Origin of the sequence: Fulvivirga lutimaris, from assembly GCF_009711525.1 — a bacterium.
In the GTDB taxonomy this organism is placed as follows: domain Bacteria; phylum Bacteroidota; class Bacteroidia; order Cytophagales; family Cyclobacteriaceae; genus Fulvivirga; species Fulvivirga lutimaris.
On sequence record NZ_SMLV01000387.1, the window covers coordinates 20,500 to 27,060 of the forward strand.

At 37.7% G+C, this 6,561-nt stretch carries 6 protein-coding genes; 2 read left to right on the forward strand and 4 right to left on the reverse strand.

Translation table 11 applies throughout. The annotated features are described in order from the left end of the window. Window positions 1–75 precede the first annotated feature (75 nt). Together E1140_RS12205 and E1140_RS12210 are read left to right on the forward strand one after the other, a co-directional pair. Window positions 76–603: a TetR/AcrR family transcriptional regulator gene (locus E1140_RS12205; protein WP_155183891.1), complete on the forward strand. Its 528-nt coding sequence runs from the start codon at window positions 76–78 to the stop codon at window positions 601–603. 51 nt (window positions 604–654) lie between these two features. After that, entirely contained in the window at window positions 655–1,323 is a 669-nt protein-coding gene (locus tag E1140_RS12210; RefSeq protein WP_155183894.1) for an NAD-dependent epimerase/dehydratase family protein, read from the forward strand. A gap of 28 nt (window positions 1,324–1,351) precedes the next feature. Here the strand turns inward: E1140_RS12210 and E1140_RS12215 are convergent, their stop codons facing one another. The 4 genes from E1140_RS12215 to E1140_RS21495 all read right to left on the reverse strand — a co-directional run. Continuing rightward, window positions 1,352–3,970, reverse strand: coding sequence for a CHAT domain-containing protein (locus E1140_RS12215; RefSeq protein ID WP_155183933.1), 2,619 nt, complete (start codon window positions 3,968–3,970; stop codon window positions 1,352–1,354). A gap of 243 nt (window positions 3,971–4,213) precedes the next feature. Next, window positions 4,214–4,693: a hypothetical protein gene (locus tag E1140_RS12220; RefSeq protein ID WP_155183937.1), complete on the reverse strand. Its 480-nt coding sequence runs from the start codon at window positions 4,691–4,693 to the stop codon at window positions 4,214–4,216. A 288-nt stretch (window positions 4,694–4,981) separates the two neighbouring features. After that, complete coding sequence (locus tag E1140_RS12225; protein WP_155183940.1) at window positions 4,982–5,479, reverse strand: hypothetical protein; 498 nt, start codon at window positions 5,477–5,479, stop codon at window positions 4,982–4,984. 212 nt (window positions 5,480–5,691) lie between these two features. After that, on the reverse strand, window positions 5,692–6,561 hold an 870-nt coding region (locus tag E1140_RS21495; RefSeq protein ID WP_185153552.1), incomplete at its 5' end, for a hypothetical protein.

Consider the following 6,561-nt stretch of genomic DNA (forward strand, 5'->3'; position numbering starts at 1 on the left):
CATCGATTAAATTCTGAACCATATTTTTTGGATATTAAAGTAAAGTATTCTACTTTGTAAGTAATCACTCACTTTATGACTGAAAAGAAAGAAAACATTCTAAGCGCTGCGTTGGAGCTTTTTGCTCAAGAGGGTTTTAAGTCTACTTCAACAAGTAAACTTGCTGCTCAGGCCGGTGTGTCAGAAGGCTTAATTTTCAGGCATTTTAAGAGTAAGGAGGGCCTACTCAAGGCATTGATGGATCTGGGTGAAGAAAGACTAGAATACATTTTTGCTGATATAATTACAGAGTCCGATCCCCAGGAAGTAATTAATAAAGCATTAACAGCACTTAAAACCGTGGCAGCTGATCCAGAGCAAGCTCATTTCTGGAAACTGCAATATAAATTGAAATGGGAAACTGAAACTTATGATGATTCAAAAGTAGAACCCATTAAAGTGGCACTGACTAATGCATTTGAAAAACTGGGTTATAGCTATCCGGAAAAAGAAGCACAACTAATATTGATCTTAATGGATGGGATGGTTACGAAATTATTCTTATCCCAGAACTTTGATATTAATGAAACGGTCGATATTCTTATTGAGAAATATAAAGAGTGAAAAATTTAAACAATAAGTAAGTGAGTACTTACAAATAATAATGTTAGGCATATGAAAGTCATAATAACTGGAGCAACAGGTATGGTTGGCAAAGGAGTTCTTCTCGAATGTCTAGATCATCTTGAAGTTGAAAAAGTTTTACTTATTAACAGGAGGGGCATTGGCATCTCGCATGCTAAATTGGAAGAGGTTATTCATGCTGATTTTTCAGATTATAGCAGTATTAAAGACCAACTCAAAGGTTTTGATGCTGCGTATTTGTGCATGGGAGTTAGTGCTGCAGGCTTGGATGAAGCAAAATATGCTGAGATTACCCATTCATATACTATAAATCTTGCAAAGACAATTTATGATTTAAACCCTAAAATGACCATTACCTATGTATCTGGGCAGGGCACTGATAGCTCTGAAAAAGGCAGGATGATGTGGGCACGTGTAAAGGGGAAGACCGAGAACGATTTATTAAACATGGGTTTCTCACAGGCTTTTATGTTTCGCCCCGGCACTATAATTCCTTTAAAAGGAATAAGATCAAGTACAAAACTCTATCAGTTCTTTTACGACTACTTTATGTGGCTTATTAAGCTTATTAAACTAGTTGCACCTAACACTATTGTTAACACAACGCAGCTTGGTTTGGCTATGATTAACGTTACCAAAGCGGGTTATACTAAAAAAATCCTTTCACCCAAGGATATTTTGGTAGCCTCTAAACTCTAAACAAAATCAGTGTTTGTTGTAACGAATATCAGATCCCTGTTAGTACAAAAGCTCCCCAATAATAGGGTGATGGGTAGTCTTCACGAAGTTCCTTTTGTGCTAAAGTAAAGGCCTTGCGCATGTCCTTTAGTTTGATCCAGTTTTTGTAGAATGACACCATTAATTTTTGAGTAGCTTCATCATCAACTTTCCAAAGGCTCATGATCAGGTTGTTAACACCGGCCACGCTAAAGGCCCTTTGTAAACCATATACTCCTTCACCATGATTATTAACACCCTGTGCCGTTTCGCAAGCAGAGAGCACTACCAGTTCGGTAGAATCTAGAGGAAGGTTCATAACCTCATAAGCTGTTAATATTCCATCTTCGGCAGTGTGGGTGGAATCATTTACTCCAGCAAGTGCTATACCGGATTGCATCAGTGTTTCTGTAATAGAAAACGGCACTTCCTCAGATGAGGGCTTGAAAAATCCATGACTGGCCAAATGCAGTACATTAGTTCTTTGAAGTTCTTTGAGTGTAAATTCATTCGCTTCTTCTTCCTTATATAGCTCTGTTTTCCAATTGGCAGCTTGTAGGATTTCGTTAATTAATTTCACTTCCTTGCCAGTGCCTGGCAATTCCGCATATTCCGCATTTTTAATGGGGTAGGTAGAGAAGCGTGGTTCACCAAAAAGCACGATTTTTTTAGTGGTTTTGCCCGCTGGCTCTTTCGGTGCTTTTAGCAGTTCTTTAGTGTTTGATACAATCACAACTTCCGTTTGGTCTATCACATATTCCTGTCTTGCAGTATCGTATAAGGTATTTATGTTTAGTTGATTGTATATGCCATCATTCGAAAGATAAATTCTGCTCGGTTGTTTTTTATCAGGCATGTGAGCAGCTACAGAGTCGATGATTGGCTGCCAGTATTTTGCGTAAGAAAAGTTGTCCTTTTGCTGAAAGAGAATGGCATTTTTATAACCACTAAACGATTCCTTCTCCAGAAATTTTGAAGGCCTGCTCATTACAATAGAGAATTTGGGATGGCTTTTCGTTTCAGGTGTTAATATCAGTGCGCCATAAATTAAACCACCTGCTAACCTTATTATTTCTATTGCTGCTTCATCTTTTTTTAATTGCCTTTGGATATGCTGCCACGCTACTGTTTCTTTTGCAAACCCTGTCCTAAAACTTCGCGAGTTGGTCACCAACCATTTCTCATTTTCCTCAATCTTGGTTCTCAAAGCTTTCAGTTCATGTTCAGGTTTCTTGCCATTTACTATTTCTTGGGCCAACTGATCTTTTCGCTGCTGCCATAGCGAGTAAATTTTAATAAGTGTAGTGTCACCACTACTCAAGATATTCTCACGCATTCTCCTACTGGAGTTTAATATCAGCGCTTTTGTTGTCAATTGCAGATTATAAAGGGTGCCTGGAATGCCCGGATTGATATAGGGATTTTCAGTACCTTGAATATTTATAACCCCAGAAACATCGAGTGCAAAAGTGGTATAGGCTTCTATAATTGATAATTGGTTTTTGTAAAAAGCCAATTTTTCATCATCGCTCAGGTAGGTGAAATTATGAGTAACATCTTCCAATAGGGTTTCTATTACCCAGGCATATTCTTTATCCGCCTCAGGATAGTGGCCAGCATTATGGTAAGTAGCTGCTAGATTAACCCGTGTTGTTAGGTAAACATATGGATCAATAGCCGCTTTTTTCTCTTGAATCTGGATAGCGTTACTTAGATAAAAAATAGCAGAATCATACTCTTCTAGGTCATGATGGAGTTCTCCAATGTTATTGAGTGTGCTGGTATGAATCGGTGTGTTTAAATACTCACTATTATCAATGGCAGTTAAGGTTTTATTCCAATAATAAAAGGCCGAATCATACTGCCCCATATTACGATTAGTGCTCCCCAGGTTTTGAAGTGCATTAATCCTGTCAAGAACATTGTCGTTATCTTTAATCAATTGGTAATAATGAAGTGCATAATCTTTTGCCAACACCATATTACCAGTGGCCTGACTATAGCTGCACAGATTGTTAATAGTAATCTGATAGTCTCGAAGCGATCTATAGCTATCAGGGTAAAAGTCCTTTATAAACACCACTTGTGCCTCAAGCATTTTTACGGCTTCGTTATACTGGCCTAGCCTATGGTGCAGGCTGGCATCCAGGCTATTAAGTTTAAAATATGCATTGGCAATGTCATACAACGCTGTATCATAATGAGCTTTGTTGTTTTTATAAATAGCATTAAAAACATAACGTCCCTCATTGATATAGTAGGTACCACTGTCATAAACGCATAGGCTGACATACGTCTTGGCGAGCTCATAGAGTGACTCTACTTGCGCCACATGTGAAATGGGATACTGCTTGAAGCTAAGGTTAACAACTTTTCTAAAATGCTCTGTTGCGCGGTGATGATCTCCTAAACCCGATTCGGCATAGGCTTTATTAGATAAACTGTTGATATATTGTTCGCTTACTATACCATATTTTTTAACTGCTACCTCCAGCGCCTGGTCAGCATATTCAATTGCTTTTTCATACTTACCTTGAGCGTAGTATTCAAGACTTTGGCCGTTCAGGGTTTGCCAGTCTTGCCCATAACCCATTGAAAAAACTAAGACTAAAATGACTGCTAAAGCCATTTTAGTCTTAATCAGAAGCCAATTATTTGGTGTTATGAGAGTTGTTTGCAATTAGGGTAATACTTTACCATAAATATACAAAGTACCTCTGATTGGCTTTGTAAAAGGTTGATAATAAATGGTATATGCTTTTATTTCATTAAGATGCTCAGTTCGTTAGTATTGGCTTGGGTGCCACATAACAGGGGAGGGATTTCGCACAGTGAAGTCCAAATGCGCTCTTACGCCATGTTAGCATCATATTTAGTCTATTAAGTCAACAATACCTCTGTAAGTGAAGGTTGAATCTGAATCTCTAAACTTTAAATTCATGTTTACTTCATACTCTAATCTAGATAAAGCCATAGAGTCAAGATTTAGCGACAGTATGCCGATTGAGTCCTTAATAGTAGGATTATATATTATCAACACACCATCGTTAGATTTGTATTTAAAATCTATATAGTTGATTGATTGCAAATGATTTTCAAGAAATTCAGGATTGGTGTATTTTGAATAGTTTGATAGCTCAAATTTAAATGTTTGTACACCTCTTTTTAAAGTTGCTTCACTCTTGCCGTTATAAAAGTTCCAAATCTCCTTTTCACTTGTAGACAGTTTTGGCATTAATATTCCTTCATATTCAGATACATCAAAATCTTGTTTGTCCTCAGTGTTTTTAACGCTTGAATTGCAACCGATGAATAAAAAAGTAAATATAAATATGGTCAAATAAGTCCTCATAGAATTGATGCTAACGCCCGTGCAGCAAGCGTATGCCATCCGGACTGATTTGCACTAAAGTAATGAAATTCTGCGTTTAGAACCTAGTTGCAGCGAACTTGGCGAAGAAACTTCTCTACCCGCTGCCAACCCTCATCTGCTTGGGGGCGAAGAGCCAATAAAGTACAAGGAAGACCTGCCCTTAAAGCCAAGAACTCAAAACGCAGAATGAATGGGAGAGTAGCAGTTACTTGATAGAAAGCACTTTCGTATATGCTTTGCTGCACCATGTTATGCACTTTTTTTACATTAACATGTTAATTCCGTGAGCTCATTCGGAGTTGGTTTATCGATAAACATTCTGCAGGTTCTACTCACAGATTTATGATCAACTTCAATGACCCAAAGTTCTTTAGTTTCTCCAGTTACAGCATCTTGGGAGAAGCTGGGATATACAACAATGCTCATTGTTAGGTCTATGTCTCTCCAAAGTTCGTTAGCTTGATTTAAAGCAATTATTCCGTTTTCCCAATTTCCAGTTAACCTCTCCAGTTTTCCATGTTCTACCATATAGAAAATGGCAACTTCATTTAAAGTTTCAGTTTGTTCGATTACAAGCCTGATGGTTTGAGTTATACTTTCAGTAATGCCATCACTAATAATTTCTCCTCTATATGGAATTTCTTTTAGCAGCTCACTTCGTGATTTCCCTGTTTGAGTTGTTGACTCAGAGTTTCGATTGCAACTGATTGAAAGTAGAATAATAGAGAATATGAAAATACGTCTGTTCATTAGTGAATTGTGCATAACGACCAGCTATGATGAGTGGGGATTAGAGTGCACTAACCTCTAGTCTCGCAAATAGCCACGTTTTATTTTAAATATATTACTTGTGGCGGACTTTCCAATCCCCACGAAAATATCCTGAACGATGAAACCCCATGCATTCATAGCAATTGTACCTGTTTTTTTAGGTTTACTGATTCTTTGTTTTAAGTTTTTCGCTCAACTAAGTATGTTTATTTGACATACTTAGTTAGCAATTCGTTCTTTTCTTTGTATTGTAGCCGGACTTTGCCCGAACCGATGATTCTTATGTTTTCAACATGGCTTTTTTCATTCTCACCAACTCTGAACATAAAGAATTCTTTGGTTACGACCTGCAAGTCCAATGGTTGTGAGTTATTCAATTTCACTTGCAGTTGTTCGCCTTCAAACACTATCTCCAGTGTAGTGTTAACATTCTTGTATACCCCTTTCAGCATGTTTATTTCCTCCGTGGAAAGTGATGGCGCTTTTGGAAATTCGAAAATATCATCACTGACCTCTTCATTGATGCTTAGCTCATTGATGATATTCAAATCCACTTCACTTGGAGGATATTGAGATTCTACTCGAAAGGGAATCATTACACCGTTTACATTGCGGTAGTCGTCAAATATTTGAATGACTTGTGCAGGGCCAATTGATGTTTGGATTTCCTTAAATGTTCGTTGTATCAACCCAGACTTTTCATCAAAAAAAACATCTTCAGCAAACCCATTTTCCGAAGTGTATCTCAGTTGATGGGAATTGTTAGTCGTTTTGATGTATTCTACTTTGACACCTCGCTCTTGCAAGGTAAAGAGGTGCGGGTAATCCTCGCCTTTTCTCTTTATCACTTCTTCGTCAGGCTGCAAATAGGGAGCCATTGCTCCATCATTTTGAGTCCAGTAATATGCTCCATTAGAGGCAAATATCAACTTCTTGGCAATGTGCGGACGATTGATCGGTGATTCATAGTATGTCTTACCCGGACTTTTAAAATACTGTTGGTAGCGAGTGGTTCTGAATACAGAATCATCTATATAAATAATGGTTGTACCTATTTCATGTTTGGTATTGATACT

Coding starts and splice junctions, on each gene's coding strand:
- E1140_RS12215 (WP_155183933.1), bottom strand. CDS start 3,970: ATGGCTTTAGCAGTCATTTTAGTCTTAGTTTTTTCAATGGGTTATGGG.
- E1140_RS12205 (WP_155183891.1), top strand. CDS start 76: ATGACTGAAAAGAAAGAAAACATTCTAAGCGCTGCGTTGGAGCTTTTT.
- E1140_RS12225 (WP_155183940.1), bottom strand. CDS start 5,479: ATGCACAATTCACTAATGAACAGACGTATTTTCATATTCTCTATTATT.
- E1140_RS12220 (WP_155183937.1), bottom strand. CDS start 4,693: ATGAGGACTTATTTGACCATATTTATATTTACTTTTTTATTCATCGGT.
- E1140_RS12210 (WP_155183894.1), top strand. CDS start 655: ATGAAAGTCATAATAACTGGAGCAACAGGTATGGTTGGCAAAGGAGTT.